Raw genomic sequence first — 16,468 nt, 5'->3', positions numbered from 1 at the left:
GCGACAGGTCCTAGGCCGGCCACCCGGTTGAGAGCCAGCCGGGTGGCCGTCGATCGGAGGGGCGGACGCGACGTGGTGCGTGCGCCCGACAGAGGACAGGCCTGAGGGAGTGGGGTGAGACCGTCCCCGTCACTTCATGCCAGCCCTGGCTCTCGCGGCGGAGCCTGTGGCCTCGGCCAACAGCGGGCCGTCGAGGCACGACAGCCCGAGCGTGCCGGTCGGTCGAAGCGCCTGAACCGCGCGGCCACTGAGCGCGTTGTTGCAGGGCTGCACGAGCAGGCCGCGGGAACCGAACTCACGATCAAGCTTCGGGGCCCCAGAAGCCGGCCCTCAAACAGCGAGAGCTGCTGTCTGCGTGCAGCGCCGGGAGCATCTGCCGCGCAGCTGTGACTAGCCTGCCCCGCGGGGCGCTTCGGGGGCCGGCGCGGGCTCAGTACTCGCCGTGGGGCTCGAACGGCGACGGCGCGGTGAGCGCCATCGACTTCCGCCTCCCTTTTTGCCACGCATGCTGCTGCGGGCCGCTTGCACGCAGACCGATATCCCGGCCTGATGAGCGACACCCCGGCAGGCCCGGAGACACCGCAGCGGTGGCGGCATCGTGTTCGGCCCGCCCGCACCCGCCGCAGGCCTTCACCTTCAACGACCTGCTCGTCCCGGCCGCCGCCGGCCGGTTCCACCCGGCCTGGGCAATGACCGCCGTGGCCTGTCGGTCACCACCGTCTTCGCCAACTCCATCGGCGCCCGGCCCACACCCTGCTGTTCGCCGCCATCAGCAGCGTTGGCCGGCGAGCCACTGAACCGTGAGCCGGCCAGCGCGCCGGGTCTCGCCTGCCACTGAAACCTCCAGCGCCACCAGGTCCGGGCGCGTCCGTCCGCCCCGGCCGGGCAGGGCCGATCGATACGAAGGAACCCGCGTGTCCTGCATGACTCCCGCCCACGTGTCCGAGCCCGAAGCGTCCGTCGGTTCGAGCCAGCACCGCGGCCTGCTGGCCCTTCTGACCGCCGCCGCGTTTCTGATTTTCGCGCAGGCGTTCATGATCGCGCCGATCCTGCCGCAGCTCGCCCGGGCCTTCCACACCACGCCCGAGACCGTCGGCCTGGCCGTCCCCGCGTACCTGGTGCCCTACGGGGCGATGACCCTGGTATGGGGGCCGCTGTCCGACCGCATCGGCCGCCGCGCGATCATCCTCACCTCATTGGCCGCCTTCACCGTCCTGACCGCGGCCACCGCCCTCGCCGACAGCACCGCAGCGTTCCTCGGCCTGCGGCTGGCCACCGCGCTCGGCGCCAGCGGCGTGGTGCCCATCTCCCTGGCCCTGATCGGGGACGTCTTTCCCTACGCCCGGCGCGGGAAGGCGCTGGGCTGGCTGTTCGGCGGCATGGCCGGCGGCACCGCGGTCGGCTCCAGCGCCGGCGCCCTGGCCGAGCCCGCCATCGGCTGGCCCGGCCTGTTCCTGGCCGCCGCCGGCGGCGCCCTCCTGCTGGCCGTGGCCTTGGCCGCCCGCGTCCTGCCCAGCACGCCTCGACCCGCCACGTTCCCGCCGCTGGCCGCGGTCGCCGTCGGCTACCGGCGCCTGCTGCACACCGCTCGCGGCCGGCGCACCTACGCCTACGTGCTGCTCAACGCGATGCTGCACTCCGGCATCTACACCTGGCTCGGGCTGTATCTGATCCAGCGGTTCGCGCTCGGCCCGGTCGGCGTCGGGCTCGCGCTGCTCGGTTACGGCATCCCCGGCCTTCTGCTCGGCCCAGTCATCGGCCACCTGGCCGACCGCTACGGCCGCGCCCGCATCATCCCCGCCGGCGTGGCCCTGGCCGCCGCATGCGCGCTGCTGCTGGCCACCGACTCGCCCCTCCCCGCCGTAGTCGTGATCATCACCGCGCTGTCGCTCGGCTACGACATGACCCAGCCGCCCCTGGGCGGCATTGTCACCGACCTGCCCGGCCCCCGCGGCCAGGCCATGGGCCTGAACGTCTTCGCCCTCTTCACCGGCTTTGGCCTGGGAAGCCTCGCCTTCCAGTCCCTGCTCACGGCCGGGTTCACCGTCGCGCTCACTGCCTTCGGCGCCACCGCATTGCTCGCCGCCGGCCTCGCCGTCCCCCTCTTCCGCGCCGAACGGGCGGGCTGACCGCGTGCGGACGCGTCCGTGTCGACGACCGCGCCCTGCAGGCCGCGCGCGACGCGGGCGCCTCGGGCGCCGAGATCGGCGAGGCCGTCGCCCACCTGGCCCTGAACCTGACGAACCACTTCTACATCCGGCCCAAGGTCGACAACGACTGGCCCGTGGTCACGCCGCGCTCCGCGGTCTGACCCGCACCCGCCCCGCCGGCCCGGCCCCACCCCCCGACCGGGGCCAGGCCGGCGGCCCCCTCGCCCGCCGGTCGGCGACACCCCCGACCGCCCGTGGAAGGAAAAACGATGACAGACCCGGCGCGCAGCACTCCGGTGGGCTTCCACGACGGCGAGCTGGACGTCCAGCTTCAGGCAGGCGTAGCCATGGACGCGGCACGGCTCTCCGGCATGCCGGCCCCCGCCCAGCTGCGCGGCGGCGTGGCCCGATTCCTGGCCGAGCGGACCTTCGCCGCGATCACCGCCCGCGCCAAGGACGGCACGCTGTGGGTCTCCCCGCTCACCGGACCGCCCGGGTTCCTCCACGTCGCCTCGCCGGCAGCCCTCACCGTGCGGGCACTGCCCGCCGAAGGCGACCCACTGCATCACCTACCGGCGGCCCAGCCGGCCGGGCTGATCGTGGTCGAGTACGCCACCCGCAGACGCCTGCGGATCAACGGCACCCTCTCAGACACCGGGAGCGACGGCCTGCTCATCGACGTGGAGCAGGCATACGGCAACTGTCCCCAGTACATCCAGAGCCGGCAACTCCACGCCACGCCCGCAGGTATCCCTCACGGGGAGCCGGTCCGGATCGCCGACACCCTCGCCGCCAGCGACATCGCCCTGATCCGCCGGTCCGACACCTTCCTGATCGGCACCACCCACCCCACCCGCGGCAACGACGCCTCACACCGCGGCGGTCCTCCCGGATTCGTCCGCGTCGAGGACGGACAACTGTGGTGGCCCGACTATTGGGGCAACAACATGTTCAACACCCTCGGCAATCTTCAGGCCGACCCCGCCGCAGCCCTGCTCTTCTGCGACTTCACCACCGGCCACACCCTGCACCTGTCCGGTCTGGCCGCCCTGGAATGGACCCGCACGGGCATCCCCGGCGACGACGACCGCACCGGCCGCCGCGTCCACTTCACCCCCCGCCATCTCGTGGCCGGCCGCCTCCTGCCACTCCAGGCAGACGCAGTTACCGCAGCCCCCGGCAACCCGCCGCTGACCGACCAGCCCACCGCACAATGAAAGACCGCCCCGCCATGACCGACAGCCGCCTGCCCTTTCCTCCGTTCGACATCGACAGCGCCCTCGCCCAGGTCCAAGCCGCCGAAGACGCCTGGAACACCCGCGACCCGCGTCAGGTCGCCCTCGCCTGCACCGAGGGCTCCGTCTGGCGTGACCGCGATGCCCTCGTCACCGGCCGCGAAGAGATCACCGAGTTCCTGACCGCCAAGTGGGAACACGAACTCGACTACGTCCTGCTCAAGAGCCTGTGGGGCTTCCGTGGCAACCGGATGGCTGTCCGCTTCCAGTACGAATGGCACAACGCCGAAGGTCAGTGGTTCCGCTCCTACGGCAACGAACTGTGGGAGTTCGCCGACAACGGTCCGATGCGCCGCCGGGAGGCCAGCATCAACGACCTGCCCATCAACGAGGAAGACCGCCGCTACTTCGGCCCCCGCCCCGACAGCGAGCGCGGCCCCGGGCACGACCTCCCCCTCGCCTGAAACCACCGCACGCCCCAAGATGCCCATGACGGCGCCTGGGCACAGCAATGAGCGAATGGCCATGACCCTCAGCTTCCGCACCATCGACGTAACTGGATACCGGGTGTTCTACCGGGAAACCGGTGAGCCTGGCGCACCGAAGCGGGCCCTTCTGGGCGGTTTCCCGTCCTCGTCGCACCAGTGACCAGGGACAGGCTCACCTCACCCTGCTTCGCTTCAGCCATCAGCCCCACCAACCGGCTTTGAGGACGTCGGCGTCTCTCCCTTGCCGGAATCGGTTGTGGACGGTCGGCCAGGCACCGAACTCGCCCGGCATCTCCCGCCACTGCCGCCCGTTCTTCACCGCCAGAGCAACCCTGCGAACCACCGAACCCGCGAGGTACGGGGGCGAACCTGCCGATCGGCAGGCAGCGCTCGCTGAACTCCCAGTCCAGATCCGTACGGCGGCGGGAAGCCTGGCGTGGTGCCGCTTGTGCCACAACGTACTCACCTCGGCGACGGGTTCGGCGACCCCATCGGCCATGCCAACACGCACACTCCGCCTGTCCAGGCGGTCCGCGAGCACGCCACCGGCGACCGCGCCACGGCGCCGCCGACGCCGTACAGCGCGGTGACGAAACCGGCGAAACAGAGGACCACTACGAAGCCGCCGAGCCGGTTTGACGAGCATGTCCACAGCCACCAGAACGCGCGGCAGCGCCGACCTCGCATCGGCCACCCAGCGCGCCATGCTCTAGGCGCCGGTGATCACGGTGTGACGGACTCGGAGTGCCCCCGGGCCAGCCCACGCGGCCCCCCACGCGACTGCGGTGGGTCCGGACCCAGAAGGAGGCGTAGCTTGGATATGGACCCCGGCAAGGAAGGCGTGTCATGACCGGGCCCAGCGGATTCTCAGACCGGGATCAGCACAGCGCAGCGGAACTGCTGGTCCGCTGCCTGGAGAACGAAGGTGTCCGCGTCGTCTTCGGCCTTCCCGGCGAGGAGAACCTTCACCTGACCTTCGCCCTGGCGCGCTCCGGCATCCGGTACATCCTGACCCGCCATGAACAGGCCGCCTCGTTCATGGCCGAGATGTACGGCCGGGTCACTGGTACGGCCGGGGTCGTCTCGGCCACGCTCGGCCCGGGAGCCATCAACCTTCAGCTCGGTGTCGCCGACGCCATGACCAACAGCACCCCCTTGGTTGCCCTGTCGGCGCAGGTCGGCCACAACCGCAACTACAAGGAAACCCACCAGTTCGTCGACCTGGTCAACATGTTTGCTCCCATCACCAAGTGGTCGGCCAGCGTCCCCAGCGCCAGCGCGATCCCCGAAATGCTGCGCCGCGCGTTCAAGACCGCCGAAACCGAGCGGCCCGGCGCGGTGTACCTGGCGGTACCCGAGGACGTCGACGCCGCGCCCGCCGCCGCCGGGCTGCAACCGCTGCCTCGCTACGTGGTGCGCGCCGAGGCACCGTCGCCGGGCCAGATCGCCCGCGCCGCAGCACTCCTGCACAACGCTCGCCACCCCATCGTGCTGGCCGGCCACGGCGCCGCCCGCAACGCCGCGGCCACATCGCTCACCGCTTTCGCCGGCTCCCTCGGACTACCAGTGGCAACCACCTTCCATGGCAAGGGAGTCATTGCCGACGACCTCATCAACTCCATGGGCTCGATCGGCTTCATGCGCCGCGACTACACCAACTTCGGTTTCGACGCGGCCGACCTGATCATCGCCGTCGGCTATGAACTGCAGGAGTTCGACCCCGCCCGGATCAACCCCCAACGCGACAAGAAAATCATCCACGTGCACCGCATCCCCGCCGAGGTCGACGCGCGCTACTCGATCGACCTTGGCATCATCGGCGACATCTCGCAGTCCCTGGACGCGCTGTCGGCCGCCGTCTCCGACCGCTTCCGCGGCCCGGTCCCGGCCAGGTGCCGCGAAATGGTGCAAGCCGAGCTGGATCGCGGACGTGCCGACGGCCGGTACCCGCTCGCACCGCAGCGCATCGTTGCCGACACCCGCGCCGCTCTGGGGCGCGACGATGTCGTACTCGTCGACACCGGCGCCCTGAAGATGTGGATGGCGCGGCTGTACCCCACGTACGCGCCCAACACCTGCCTGATCTCCAACGGCCTGTCCGCAATGGGTTTCGCACTGCCCGGGGCGCTCGCCGTGGCTCTGGCCGAACCGGACGTCAAGGTGCTGGCCGCGGTCGGCGACGGTTCGTTCCTCATGCACTCCCAGGAGATCGAAACTGCCGTCCGCGAAGCTATCCCGCTCACTGTGCTGATCTGGGAGGACAACGGCTACGGGCTCATCGAGTGGAAGATGGACCTGACGCTCGGCGAACACGACGCCACCGCCTTCGGCAATCCCGACATCGTCCGCTACGCGGAGAGCTTCGGAGCCACGGGATATCGGATTGCCGCCGCGGAGGAACTGCTGCCCACGCTGCGAACAGCACTGGACGACCCCGGAGTCTCCATCATCGCCTGCCCCGTCGACTACAGCGAAAACCTCAGGCTCACCGCCCGCCTCGGTCAACTGGACGCCGCACTGTGATGTCGTTGTGACTGTCCCGTGGCCCAAGTGAGCGCAAGGCACCGCCGCCTCACCGCGACCCCCTGTCGTGCTGGGGGCGCGGGAAGCGGCGGGGGAGCCCTGTAATGGTGGCCTTGGTCGCCCGAAGCGAATCGGCGAGCCGGCCCGGGCGCCTTATCGGCAGCGGCCCCCGGCACGGCGGACGGCTGGGTCAGAAGGGCTTGGTGGGCAGGTACTTGCCGTCCAGGGTGATCACCGCGCGCTCGCCGCCCTCGGGGTCGGCGACCTTCTTCACGTCGAGCTTGAAGTTGATCGCGCTGATGATGCCGTCGCCGAACTGCTCGTGGACCAGGGCCTTGAGCGTGGTGCCGTAGATCTGGACGATCTCGTAGAAGCGGTAGATCGTCGGGTCGGTCGGGACGCCGCCGGGAATGGAGCCGCGGACCGGGATGGCCTGAAGCAGCACGGCCGCCGCCTCATCCAGTTCCAGCAGTTCGGCGACCGCCCTGGCGGCGGCCTCCGGCAGGGGATGCTGACCCAGCAGCGCGGCGGTGGTGAAGGCGACCGACAGGCCGCCGGCGTCGGCGAGCTGCTGCCAGGTCAGGTCCTTGCGCGTCTTCGCCTCGACGACTTCGGCAGCCAGAGCCTGGCGGGCAGTGGGGTCGAACTGGGCGTGCACCATGAGGTGTTCCTTTCTATGTGCCGGCCCGCTCCACGGCGGGCACAGCAAACTCGAACGGTCGGGGGACCAGAGCGCCGGACGGCGGCCTGGGGAAGAGAGGCAGGGCGGCTCAGGCCGCGAGGGCGGCGGATGAGCCCGTGCCAGGGTCGAGTTGGTCGACCGCGCCGGTGGGGATGTCGTAGACCCAGCCGCGCAGCGTGAGGGTCTTCGCCGCCAGTGCCCGGGCGACGCTGGGGTGTGTTGCCAGGTTCGCCAGCTGGGCGATCACGTTGTTCCGTACCAGGACGCTCACCTTGTTCTCGCCGGGCTCGGCACTGGCCGCGTGCGGCGCACGGGCCAGGGAGGCGTCCGCGTGTCGCAGCCAGTGGGCGACGGCCGGCAGGTCGGCGAGGTCGTGGCCGTCCGCCAGGGCGGTCATCGCCCCGCAGGCGGAATGGCCGCAGACGACGATGTCGGACACGCCCAGGACGGCGACGGCGTACTCGACACTCGCCGCGACCCCGTCAGCGTGCGGGGTGTAGGCGGGCACCAGGTTCCCGGCCGTCCGGATGACGAACAGCTCGCCCGGCTCGCTCTGTGTGATCAGCTCCGGTATGACGCGGGCGTCGGAGCAGCTGATGAACAGGGTGCTGGGCCGGTGCGTGGTGGCCAGGTGCTGAAAGCGTGCCGCCTTGGCAGGGAAGACGCCCCGCTGGAAATGCGCGACTCCCTCTACGAGCTCGTGCATGATCACTCCTTTCGGCCAGTGCCCGACTGGTGCGGGTTGACGAGCTCCACCATGCATGAGCTGTACCTATAGAGTCCAAGACGCCCTGAATATAAGATCTATTGGTCACATCTATAGTGAGGTCATGAGCTTCGAACTGCGTCATCTGCGCTATCTGCTCGCCGTCGCCGAACAAGGCAGCTTCACCCGCGCCGCCGAAGTCCTGCACATCTCCCAGCCGACCCTGTCCCAGCAGGTCAAACAGATGGAACGCGTGGTGGGCACGCAATTGCTGGACCGTACGGGCCGTGCCGTGCGCCTCACCGACGCCGGTGAGACCTACGTCCACTACGCCCGTCGCGCCCTGCAGGAACTCGCCGCTGCCGAACGCGCCGTCCACGACGTGGCCGACCTCTCCCGCGGCAGCCTGCGCCTGGCGGTCACCCCCACCTTCACCGCCTACCTCATCGGCCCTCTCACCGGACAGTTTCACGTCCGGCATCCCGGCATCACCCTGAGCATCAGGGAGATGACACAGGACCGCATCGAGTCCGCCCTGCTTGCCGATGACCTCGACCTCGGGATCGCCTTTCGCCGTGCCCACCTGCCCGGCATCACCACGGACGACTTGTTCACCGAAGCCCTCAGCCTCGTCGTCGGCACCCACCACCCCCACGCCGACCGGACAGACCCCCTACCCGTGCGAGAACTGGAAGAACGCCCCCTGGCCCTGCTCAGCAGCGACTTCGCCACACGCAGGCACATCGACACCTACTTCGATCAGTACCGCACCACACCGCGCATCGCGATGGAAGCCAACTCGGTCAATGCCGTCACCGAAATGATCCAGCGCACCCCTCTGGCATCTGTGCTGCCCGAGGCCATCACCCGAGATCACCCGCATCTGCGTGCCATCCGCCTCGACCCGCCCCTGCCCGAGCGGACTGTCACCCTGCTCTGCCGCTCGGGCTCCTACCAAAGCGCTGCCGCCCGCGCTTTCACCCACCTCACCCGACAATGGGTCGCCCCCAGCGGATACTCCTCCCCGTGAGGTCGCGGCGGCAGTGGGCTGTGACCCATGGCACGGGGACGCCCTGCCTTTGCTTTGAATTGCCCTCGTTTGGCCGCGCATCAGCGAGATTGGCTCGCTGAACATCGCGGCGCTTCGCAGGTTCTCAGAGGTGGGGCGGCTTGCGGGCTTGGGCTATCCGGTTGGTTTCGGAGCATCTGCGGCGATCAGCCGGCTGTTCTCGACCATCAGCCGCTGGTTGACGTTGCGGAGTGCCTGCATGGCGGTCTCTGCTTGGCGGCCGGCTGTAAGTGCGGCGTCTCGTTGTTTGCGCAATTCCTCCATTTCCGTGTCACGCGGCGAGTGGGCGTCCAGGCCGTTGCGGAGGCGGGCGCCCAGGTTCTGGGCGCGTAGCGTGCGCAGCTCGTTCTGCAGGGCTTCGGCGTAGTCGGCGAGCGTCCGGTTTGTGATCATGCGAGGCCGAGGAGTTCGAGAGGGCGGCGGGCGTCGCGCGTGTTGCGGCGGAGTCCGGCTGCGATGTTCGTTACGCCGTTCAGCCGGAGGGCGCCGATGGCGAGGTTGCGCCAGGAGGCCGTCATCGCGCGGGGAGCGTTGCCGGTCCGGGGTCGGGAGGCGTCCTCGGCGAAGGTGGTGTCGCGGACGTGGTGCAGCGCCTCGATCTTCCAGTGGTCTCGGATCAGCTGTGCGAGCTGGGCGGGATTGGCTTGGCCGATGGTCAGTCTCGTGACCGCGTAGACGGTCGTGACAGTGGTCCTGCCGGTCTTGCGGTCGGTGCGGCGGCGTTTGATCTGGCCGGCGTGGCGGGCGGCCTCGATGGGCGAGAGTGAGGTGTCGAAGCCGGTGGCCGCCGGCCACCGAACGGGATACGACCCCGCGCCGGCCACCGAACGAGGCACGATCCCCCGGGGGCCGATATTTCGAGTCCCGCACCCGCTCGCCCAAAAGCCCACGATGTACCTCACGTGCGTGAATGGCGCCGGAGCCGGCACATCGGCGTACGCATCGCGCCGGAATGCTTCGATCCAGCCGGTGATCGGGCCGCCGCGGGCAGGTCGTCGTTCCCGAACTCGCCGCCGTCATCTGCCGCTACGAGGATCCCCGCCTCACCGCACAGGACGTGGTCCGGGAAGCCGAATCCCGTGTTCCCCCCGGAACCTCACGATCTCAGCGCCGAGCCCCTCGCCGACCTCGCGTTAGGACGAACCTAGGACGGTCAACGGACCGGTGTCCATAAGGTCACCGTCAGCATTCGGAAGGTTCCGGTGTGGCGAAAGGACAGTGATGAATCCCTCGGTCAAGGCGGCGGCGGTGAAAAGGTCGCGCAAGGGCTTCCTCCGGCTCGCTGTGCCGGCGGTCGCCGCCACCGCGGTGGTGCTCTCCACGTCGGGCATCGCCAGTGCCAGCGTGGCCCCCACCCCGGTGGTGGCCGACTCGGCGTGCCAGGCCCTAGAGTTGACCAAGATCATCAACGGCCACGACCACATGTTCCTGGACCCGACGGTCGACAACAGCCCCGACTGCGTATACGAGATCGTCGATGGGAACAGCCTCGCGGAGGTCTTCCTCACGAGGTCCGCCGCGGGGAACCAGCCGCAGCCTGACGGCATCTACGACGGCCCCGGCGTGAGCCTCAGGGTGAGGGTGCTCGACGAGGGAGTCGCCAGCGCCGACGCCTACGGTCCCCCCAACTGATCGCTGACGGACGTCCCCCAGGGCTCACCGCGGTCCGAGTGCCGGCCCGGTGCGCCACGCGGGAAGCCCCTCGCAGCCCCGCATCGCCGCCGGCAACGAATTCGGAAGGGAATCACATGAAGCTGCGCATGAGCGGAATGACCAGGAGGCGGACCGCATCCCTGGGCGTCGCCGCGGCGGCCCTGGCGGCCACGCTCGTCGGGATGACGGGATCGTTCCCGTGGGACAGTGCGAATTGATCCGGTTCGATCGATCGCGCCCAGGGCCCGAGGAACCGCGCCGCCTTCCTGATCTGCCGAGCAACGACAGGGACCGGGGGGAACCGTTGCGCATCCTGCGGCTCACACCGTGGTACTACCACGACCAGGTCGATGCCTGGCCCGCTGAGTACGACTCCATCGGGGGAATGCAGATCCAGACCACCCGACTGTCCCGGATGCTAGCCGAGGACGGCGTGCAGCAGGTGGTGGTGACCGTCGGCTTCCCCGGGCTCCCGCCGGTCCGCGAGGACCGGGAAGGGCTGACCGTACGCATCGCCCGGATGCCGATTCCCGAGATCCGCTCCGAATCGACCGGTCTGGTGGGGCTGACCCCGGCGTGGTTCTTCGCCACGCTCGGCGCCTGCTTCGGATTGCGGCGGTGGAAGCCGGACCTCGTCCACGTCCATGCCGATGGGGCGCTCTGGACCTTGCTGCTCGCCCCGGTTGCCGCCCGGCTGGTCCGTGCACCGTACGTCCTCACCCTGCACTGCTCGCGCCTCGCGGGCTACGTCCCGCGGTCCGCCATGGCCCGGCTGCAGCAGCGCTTCGGGGCCATCGCGGAGAAGCACGCGATCCGCCGCGCGGCACGGGTCGTCACGCTGACGGAGAGCACAGCGCGCGTTGCGGCCAAGGCCCTTGGCGTGAGCGAGCAGCATTTCGCCGTGGTGCCGGACATCGTGGACACCGGGCCCGCCCCGCCCCGGGTGTCCCGAGCGGGCGCGGGCGACTTCGGCGCCTGGGCGTCCGCCGCCGGCCACCGCCCGATCATCGGCTTCGTCGGTCGCCTTGCCAGCGAGAAGGGCTGGCAGTACCTGGTGCCGCTGGCACTGCGGTTGCGCGACCTCCACCCCTTGTTCCTGATCGTCGGCGACGGGTCGCAGCGCGAGCGCCTGGAGGAGCAGATCCGCGCCGAGGGACTGGCGGACGAGTTCCTGATCACCGGATTCGTCCCCAACAACCGGGTCCCGGAGGCCCTCGCAGTCATGACCACGCTCGTCATGCCCTCCTCCTACGAGGAACTCGGCGGCGTCGCACTGGAGGCGCTGGCCGTCGGAACTCCCATGGCCGCCTTCGCCGTTGGCGGTCTGCGCACGACCGTTGGCCGGCTCTGCCCGGACATGCTGGTGCCGGCGGGCGACCTCGACGCGCTGGCGACGAAGGTCCGGCGGATCATCGCGGAGCCCGATCGCTATGCGGCGCTCGCCCGATCGGCCGGGCCGGCGGTCGAGCAGACCTACGGCGCACCGGCAGCACTGCGGCAGATCACAGCGGTCTACGAAGCGGTCCTTCCTCGCCTGGCCGAGAACCCGCGATGAGCACCAAGACCGACCGTCAGCGCGTCGGCCGTCTCCTCCTGAGCAGCGAAACCCGGAATCTGACGGTCGTGGGCACGCTGGTGTTCGTAGGCGTCGGCGCCGAACCGCTCGCGATGCTGCTGTTCCTGGTCCACGCCACGGGGTCGTTCGGATCCGCGGGGATCGTGATCGGCTGCTACGGATTGAGCTCGGCCGCCACCGCTCCGGTGCGCGGCCGGCTGGCCGACCGGTACGGCGCCGCCGTGCTCGCCGTCATCGCCACGGCGCACCTGGTGCTCACCCTGGCGCTGGTCGCCGCCGGCGAAGCCCACGCACCGCTGGTGGTCCTGGTGTTGACTTCGGCAGCCGTCGGCACCGGCTACTCCGCGGTGTACGCAGCCATGCGGTCGGCCTGGTCGCGGCTGACCGGCGAGCAGGACCGCGAGAGCGCCTACGCGGTTCAGGCGGTCCTCCAGGAGATCGGATACATCGGCGGCCCGGCCGGCGCCGGTGCCGCAATCGCGCAGGCCGGGACCACCTTCGCCCTGCTCGCCACCTCCTGCCTCACCTGGTCGGCGACCCTGGTCTTCAGCCGGCTGTCCGCGGTTCGCAGCCAACCCCGGGCCGCAGTGCAGATGTGGAGCAGGCCGGCCGTGATGGCCAGCGGACCGCTGGCCGTCCTGATCGCGACGACGGCGCCCACCGCTTTCGCCTTCGCCGTCGTGGAAGTCGACCTCCCCGCCTACGCCACCCGGCACGCCGTCCCTGGCATCGCCGGGCTGCTGATCGCCCTGGTCGCCATCGGCAGCCTCGTGGGCGGGCTCGCATACGGCCACCGCACCTGGAGGTCCGCGGTCGACCGCCGTTACGCGGCCATCCTGTTGCTCCTCGCCCTGCTGATGACCGCGCTCTCCCTCGCGCGTTCGATGCCCGCCGTGGTGCTACTGACGCTGTTGGTCGGCCTGCCGGCCGCCCCCATGATCACGTGCCGTTACCTCCTGCTGGACGGCACCGTGCCGAACCGCTTCGCCAACGAGGCATTCATGTGGATCACCACGGCCGACGCCATCGGCGATTCGGCCGGAAAGGCCATCGGCGGCTTCCTGGTCGAGCGAAGCTCCTTCGGCCTCGTGTCACTCGTCGCCGGCCTGGCCGCCACTCTCGCCATGCTGATCACCGTCCTCGGCGGCCAGACCCTCCGGCGCTCCGTGCCGGCCGAAATGACCGTGTGAAGCACCTTCCCGTCCCGCCCCCAGGGCTGCGCCGTAGTGGGCTGTCGGCTGGTTGGTGATGGTTCGTTGGGGGTCAGGGGCGGATGCAGGGCAGGCACGGTTTCCAAGATCATGGAGTTCTCGACGCCCCGTGACCTGCCTGGAAGACCGTGCCTGCCGACGCATCATCTCCGATTCCGCCTGCCCTTGACCAACTCCGCGAGCAGCCCGACGTCGGGCCCGGCGAAGTGCCCGGCCTGCTGGAGCGGCTGACCCGGGTCCCGGACCCGCGCGATCCGCGTGGCGTGCGGCACGCGCCGGCCGTCGTACTCGCCCTGACCGCATGCGCGGTACTGGCCGGGGCGACCTCGCTACTGGCGGTCGGCGAGCGGATCGCGGACGCACCACCGCACGTGCTGGAGCGTCTCGGGGTTCGACCCGATCCGGTACTGCCCAGGCGGCTGGTGCCGGCCGAAGCGACGGTCCGCCGGCTGCCCGCCCGCATCGACGGCGATACCCTGGACCCGGCGGTGGGCGGCTGGCTCACCGACCGCCGGCCTGCGGGCTCTGGACTGCACGGCCTGTCCGTGGACGGCAAGTCTCTACGCGGCACGGCGAAAGCCCGAGGACGGAAGATACACCTGCTCGCCGCGGTGGAGCACACCACCGGGCCGGTCCCGGCCCAGCTCGACGTCGGCGAGAAGACCGCAGAGCCCACCCGCTTCCAGCCGCTGCTGGAGACCGTCGCCGACCTCGCCGGGACGGTCGTTACCAGCGACGCGCTGCACACCCACCGCGAGCACGCCGGCCACCTCCTCGGCCGCCGAGCCCACTACATCGCGATCGTCAAGGGCAACCAGAAGAAGCCGCGCAAGCAGATGAAGTCCCTGCCCTGGAAGGACATTCCGCTCCAGGGCCGTACCCGGGGCACAGGCCACGGCCGCCCCGAGATCCGCCGGATCAAGACCGCCACCATGAGCAACCTGCTCTTCCCCGGAACCTTCCAGGCCATCCAGATCAAACGCCGCCGCACCGACCGCAAGACCGGCAGGACCACGATCACGACCGTGTACGCACTCACGAGCCCGACCGCCGAGCAAGCCAACCCCGCCCAGCCCGCACGGCTGATCCGGGGCCACTGGAAGATCAAGGCGCTGCACCACGTCCGCGACACCACCTTCGCCGAGGACGCCTCCCAGCTGCGGACCGGCAATGCTCCCCGAGCGATGGCGACCTGGCGCAACCTCGCGGCCGGCGCTCCACGGCTCAGCGGCGTGAAGAACATCGCCGCCGGACTCCGCCGCAACGCGCGCGACGCCCGCCGACCCCTCGAACTCCTCGACCTCACGTGATCACAAAACGGACGGCCGCCAACTACGCCGAAGCCCTGGTTACGGGTTCGGGCAGGTGATCGTCAGCCCCACCGTCCCGCCGTAGGTCTTGGCGGTGGCGGAGTCCTTGCGCCATTGGCCCTGGCAGACGAACCCTTGGCCGGCGACCTTGGTGCGGACCACTTGGACGCTGTAGCCGACGCTGGCGCTGTTCTTCCGCACGAAGTCCTGGATCGCGGCCCGTGCGGTCGCCTCGGTGGCGTCCGGCAGGAAGAGGTCGGCGATGCCCATCTCCGCGCCGCCGCCGGAGTTCCGGTACACCGTGTAGTTCGACGCCGGCCCGGACGCACCGGCGGTCGCGGAGGGGGTCACGGAAGCGGTGGCCGGCGCGGTCGTGGTTGTCGGCGGCGTGGTGGTGGCCTTGGCGTCGTCGCCGCTGCTGCCGGAGGACGAGCAGGCAGCCATGGTGAGGCCCAAAAGCGCGGCGGAGGCCAGAGCCGCGGCGCAGTGTCGGGTACGCATGCGTTGAGCCTGCCGGATCGCCGCCCGCCGGACGCCCGCTGTGACGGGGCTGTGACACAGCCCTTCCGTCGGGCCGGCCGCGCCCGGCGCAGGTCCTCGTAAAGGGTGCGGAACATGGGCAGGTTCGGGATCGAGCCGAGGTGCGTACGGGCCAGCGGGCGGAGCTGTCCGAAGCGTTTGACGATTGCCTCGCCGCGGTCGTTTGCAGCGGTTCCACCTGCGACCAGGGCAGCACGCCGACCTGCCCGCGCACCCCCTGCCGGCTGATCACTACGTTGCCGAAGGCGAGGTGCCTGCCCTCGGCGAGGGCAGGACCTGCCGCACGTGCCGCACTGGCACCGCGGCCGGATCGTGCTGGTCGGCGACTGCGCGCACGCCACGTCGCCCAACTCCGGCCAGGGCGCCTCGCTCGCCGCGGAGAGCGCCGTCGAACTCGCCCGCGCGCTGCGCGACCTCCCGTACGACCAGGCCTTCGCCACCTACGAGCGCGCCCGCCGGGCCAGGGTGGAGAAGGTCATCGCCCAGGGCGCCCGTATCAACAGCAACAAGGCGGCGGGCCCGTGGGCCGCGTCGTACGCGACGCCGTCCTGCCGCCGGTCGCCCGCCCGGCCACCCCCGAGAAGACGGCCCGGCAGTACGACCACCGCATCCCCTGGAACACACCCGTCACGGCCTGACAGGGCGCCGCGCCGGCAGGCGGCGTCATGTCCACGCGGGGGCGGGCGGCCCGGTGCCGCCCGCCCCGATCACCCGGGGTCCCCGGTCAGCGGACGACGTCGAAGACCTGCTTCTGCACGCCGTTGGAGTAGGTGTCGTGCTCGACCAGCCTCAGCTTCTGGGTGTCCTTGTCCGTGGCACTGAACAGGCGCTTGCCCGCGCCCAGCAGCAGCGGGTGGACGAGCAGGTGGTAGCGGTCGATCAGGCCGGCGTCGGACAGGCCATGGTTCAGGGACGCGCTGCCGTGGACGATGATCGGGCCTCCCTCGGTGTCCTTCAGGTCGGCGACCTCGTCGAGCGAGCGCAGGATCGTGGTCGGTCCCCAGCCGGAGACCAGGTCGCCCTCGATGAGGGTGGTGGAGACGACGTACTTCGGCATCGCCTTGTAGCGGGCGAACTCCTCCATATCCGGCCACACCGGGCTGAACGCCTCGTAGCTGACCCGGCCCATCAGCATCGCGCCGGCCTCCTCCTGCTCCCTCCCCTTGATCTCGAAGGCCTCGGGGACGAACTCGACGTCCTTGAACGTCCAGCCGGAGTTGCGGTAGCCGGGTTCGCCGCCGGGGGCCTCCACGACGCCGTCGAGGGAGATGAACGCGGTGCTGATCAGGGTACGCATGGTGATTCCTCGGGTTGTCGTGAGCGGT

Annotated in this window: 16 protein-coding genes and 2 pseudogenes; 11 read left to right on the top strand and 7 right to left on the bottom strand. The window is 70.3% G+C overall.

Going from position 1 to position 16,468, the window contains the following annotated elements:
- Positions 1 to 923 precede the first annotated feature (923 nt).
- The 4 genes from K7G61_RS16505 (at position 924) to K7G61_RS36450 (ending at position 4,033) form a co-directional block, all read left to right on the top strand.
- Entirely contained in the window at positions 924 to 2,129 is a 1,206-nt protein-coding gene (locus K7G61_RS16505; RefSeq protein ID WP_225847606.1) for an MFS transporter, read from the top strand.
- Positions 2,130 to 2,419: 290 nt separating this feature from the next.
- Positions 2,420 to 3,367, top strand: coding sequence for a pyridoxamine 5'-phosphate oxidase family protein (locus K7G61_RS16500; protein ID WP_225847599.1), 948 nt, complete (start codon positions 2,420 to 2,422; stop codon positions 3,365 to 3,367).
- 14 nt (positions 3,368 to 3,381) lie between these two features.
- Positions 3,382 to 3,849: a nuclear transport factor 2 family protein gene (locus tag K7G61_RS16495; protein WP_225847598.1), complete on the top strand. Its 468-nt coding sequence runs from the start codon at positions 3,382 to 3,384 to the stop codon at positions 3,847 to 3,849.
- Between the two features lie 61 nt (positions 3,850 to 3,910).
- Entirely contained in the window at positions 3,911 to 4,033 is a 123-nt protein-coding gene (locus tag K7G61_RS36450; RefSeq protein WP_263984455.1) for a hypothetical protein, read from the top strand.
- Positions 4,034 to 4,072: 39 nt separating this feature from the next.
- On the opposite strand, the gene K7G61_RS37300 is transcribed toward K7G61_RS36450, so the two are convergent.
- Positions 4,073 to 4,372 (bottom strand): transposase, encoded by a 300-nt coding sequence (locus tag K7G61_RS37300; protein ID WP_374204143.1) that lies wholly within the window; start codon positions 4,370 to 4,372, stop codon positions 4,073 to 4,075.
- 347 nt (positions 4,373 to 4,719) lie between these two features.
- On the opposite strand from K7G61_RS37300, the gene K7G61_RS16490 reads away from it, so the two are divergent.
- A complete protein-coding gene (locus tag K7G61_RS16490) occupies positions 4,720 to 6,396 on the top strand; it encodes an acetolactate synthase large subunit (RefSeq protein ID WP_225847597.1) in 1,677 nt (558 codons plus the stop codon).
- Positions 6,397 to 6,586: 190 nt separating this feature from the next.
- On the opposite strand, the gene cynS is transcribed toward K7G61_RS16490, so the two are convergent.
- The gene (cynS, locus tag K7G61_RS16485) at positions 6,587 to 7,057 is read right to left on the bottom strand and encodes a cyanase (RefSeq protein ID WP_225847596.1); all 471 of its coding nucleotides are present in this window, start codon (positions 7,055 to 7,057) and stop codon (positions 6,587 to 6,589) included.
- A 109-nt stretch (positions 7,058 to 7,166) separates the two neighbouring features.
- The gene (locus tag K7G61_RS16480; protein ID WP_225847595.1) at positions 7,167 to 7,784 is read right to left on the bottom strand and encodes a carbonic anhydrase; all 618 of its coding nucleotides are present in this window, start codon (positions 7,782 to 7,784) and stop codon (positions 7,167 to 7,169) included.
- 124 nt (positions 7,785 to 7,908) lie between these two features.
- Between K7G61_RS16480 and cynR the strand changes: the two genes are divergently transcribed.
- Complete coding sequence (gene cynR / locus K7G61_RS16475) at positions 7,909 to 8,814, top strand: transcriptional regulator CynR (RefSeq protein WP_225847594.1); 906 nt, start codon at positions 7,909 to 7,911, stop codon at positions 8,812 to 8,814.
- A 153-nt stretch (positions 8,815 to 8,967) separates the two neighbouring features.
- Here the strand turns inward: cynR and K7G61_RS16470 are convergent, their stop codons facing one another.
- Positions 8,968 to 9,246, bottom strand: a complete 279-nt coding sequence (locus K7G61_RS16470) for a hypothetical protein (protein WP_225847593.1) — start codon at positions 9,244 to 9,246, stop codon at positions 8,968 to 8,970.
- A complete protein-coding gene (locus tag K7G61_RS16465; RefSeq protein ID WP_308190638.1) occupies positions 9,243 to 9,677 on the bottom strand; it encodes a hypothetical protein in 435 nt (144 codons plus the stop codon). Before K7G61_RS16465 ends, K7G61_RS16470 begins: the two co-directional genes overlap by 4 nt.
- Before the next feature lie 397 nt (positions 9,678 to 10,074).
- On the opposite strand from K7G61_RS16465, the gene K7G61_RS16460 reads away from it, so the two are divergent.
- From K7G61_RS16460 to K7G61_RS16445, 4 genes and pseudogenes are all read left to right on the top strand, one after another.
- Positions 10,075 to 10,485: a hypothetical protein gene (locus tag K7G61_RS16460; protein WP_225847592.1), complete on the top strand. Its 411-nt coding sequence runs from the start codon at positions 10,075 to 10,077 to the stop codon at positions 10,483 to 10,485.
- A gap of 325 nt (positions 10,486 to 10,810) precedes the next feature.
- A complete protein-coding gene (locus K7G61_RS16455) occupies positions 10,811 to 12,061 on the top strand; it encodes a glycosyltransferase family 4 protein (protein ID WP_225847591.1) in 1,251 nt (416 codons plus the stop codon).
- Positions 12,058 to 13,272, top strand: coding sequence for an MFS transporter (locus K7G61_RS16450; protein WP_225847590.1), 1,215 nt, complete (start codon positions 12,058 to 12,060; stop codon positions 13,270 to 13,272). Before K7G61_RS16455 ends, K7G61_RS16450 begins: the two co-directional genes overlap by 4 nt.
- 149 nt (positions 13,273 to 13,421) lie before the next feature.
- Positions 13,422 to 14,441, top strand: a pseudogene (locus K7G61_RS16445) (ISAs1 family transposase); the annotation flags it as partial.
- Between the two features lie 201 nt (positions 14,442 to 14,642).
- Here the strand turns inward: K7G61_RS16445 and K7G61_RS16440 are convergent.
- A complete protein-coding gene (locus K7G61_RS16440; protein WP_225847588.1) occupies positions 14,643 to 15,104 on the bottom strand; it encodes a hypothetical protein in 462 nt (153 codons plus the stop codon).
- A gap of 324 nt (positions 15,105 to 15,428) precedes the next feature.
- Here K7G61_RS16440 and K7G61_RS16435 point away from each other — a divergent pair.
- Positions 15,429 to 15,566 (top strand): annotated as a pseudogene (locus K7G61_RS16435) (FAD-dependent monooxygenase); the annotation flags it as partial.
- 301 nt (positions 15,567 to 15,867) lie between these two features.
- On the opposite strand, the gene K7G61_RS16430 reads toward K7G61_RS16435, so the two are convergent.
- Positions 15,868 to 16,440 carry a dihydrofolate reductase family protein gene (locus tag K7G61_RS16430; RefSeq protein ID WP_225847587.1) on the bottom strand — a complete coding sequence of 191 codons (573 nt, stop codon included), beginning with the start codon at positions 16,438 to 16,440 and terminating at the stop codon, positions 15,868 to 15,870.
- Positions 16,441 to 16,468 lie beyond the last annotated feature (28 nt).

Origin of the sequence: Streptomyces sp. HPF1205 (assembly GCF_020400825.1) — a bacterium.
Classification (GTDB): Bacteria; Actinomycetota; Actinomycetes; order Streptomycetales; family Streptomycetaceae; genus Actinacidiphila.
This window is presented reverse-complemented; position numbering and strand designations above follow the sequence as displayed.

Coding starts and splice junctions, on each gene's coding strand:
- K7G61_RS16505 (WP_225847606.1), top strand. CDS start 924: ATGACTCCCGCCCACGTGTCCGAGCCCGAAGCGTCCGTCGGTTCGAGC.
- K7G61_RS37300 (WP_374204143.1), bottom strand. CDS start 4,372: ATGGCCGATGGGGTCGCCGAACCCGTCGCCGAGGTGAGTACGTTGTGG.
- K7G61_RS16430 (WP_225847587.1), bottom strand. CDS start 16,440: ATGCGTACCCTGATCAGCACCGCGTTCATCTCCCTCGACGGCGTCGTG.
- K7G61_RS16460 (WP_225847592.1), top strand. CDS start 10,075: ATGAATCCCTCGGTCAAGGCGGCGGCGGTGAAAAGGTCGCGCAAGGGC.
- K7G61_RS16490 (WP_225847597.1), top strand. CDS start 4,720: ATGACCGGGCCCAGCGGATTCTCAGACCGGGATCAGCACAGCGCAGCG.
- cynS (WP_225847596.1), bottom strand. CDS start 7,057: ATGGTGCACGCCCAGTTCGACCCCACTGCCCGCCAGGCTCTGGCTGCC.
- K7G61_RS16470 (WP_225847593.1), bottom strand. CDS start 9,246: ATGATCACAAACCGGACGCTCGCCGACTACGCCGAAGCCCTGCAGAAC.
- K7G61_RS16480 (WP_225847595.1), bottom strand. CDS start 7,784: ATGCACGAGCTCGTAGAGGGAGTCGCGCATTTCCAGCGGGGCGTCTTC.
- cynR (WP_225847594.1), top strand. CDS start 7,909: ATGAGCTTCGAACTGCGTCATCTGCGCTATCTGCTCGCCGTCGCCGAA.
- K7G61_RS16500 (WP_225847599.1), top strand. CDS start 2,420: ATGACAGACCCGGCGCGCAGCACTCCGGTGGGCTTCCACGACGGCGAG.
- K7G61_RS16495 (WP_225847598.1), top strand. CDS start 3,382: ATGACCGACAGCCGCCTGCCCTTTCCTCCGTTCGACATCGACAGCGCC.
- K7G61_RS16450 (WP_225847590.1), top strand. CDS start 12,058: ATGAGCACCAAGACCGACCGTCAGCGCGTCGGCCGTCTCCTCCTGAGC.
- K7G61_RS16440 (WP_225847588.1), bottom strand. CDS start 15,104: ATGCGTACCCGACACTGCGCCGCGGCTCTGGCCTCCGCCGCGCTTTTG.
- K7G61_RS36450 (WP_263984455.1), top strand. CDS start 3,911: ATGACCCTCAGCTTCCGCACCATCGACGTAACTGGATACCGGGTGTTC.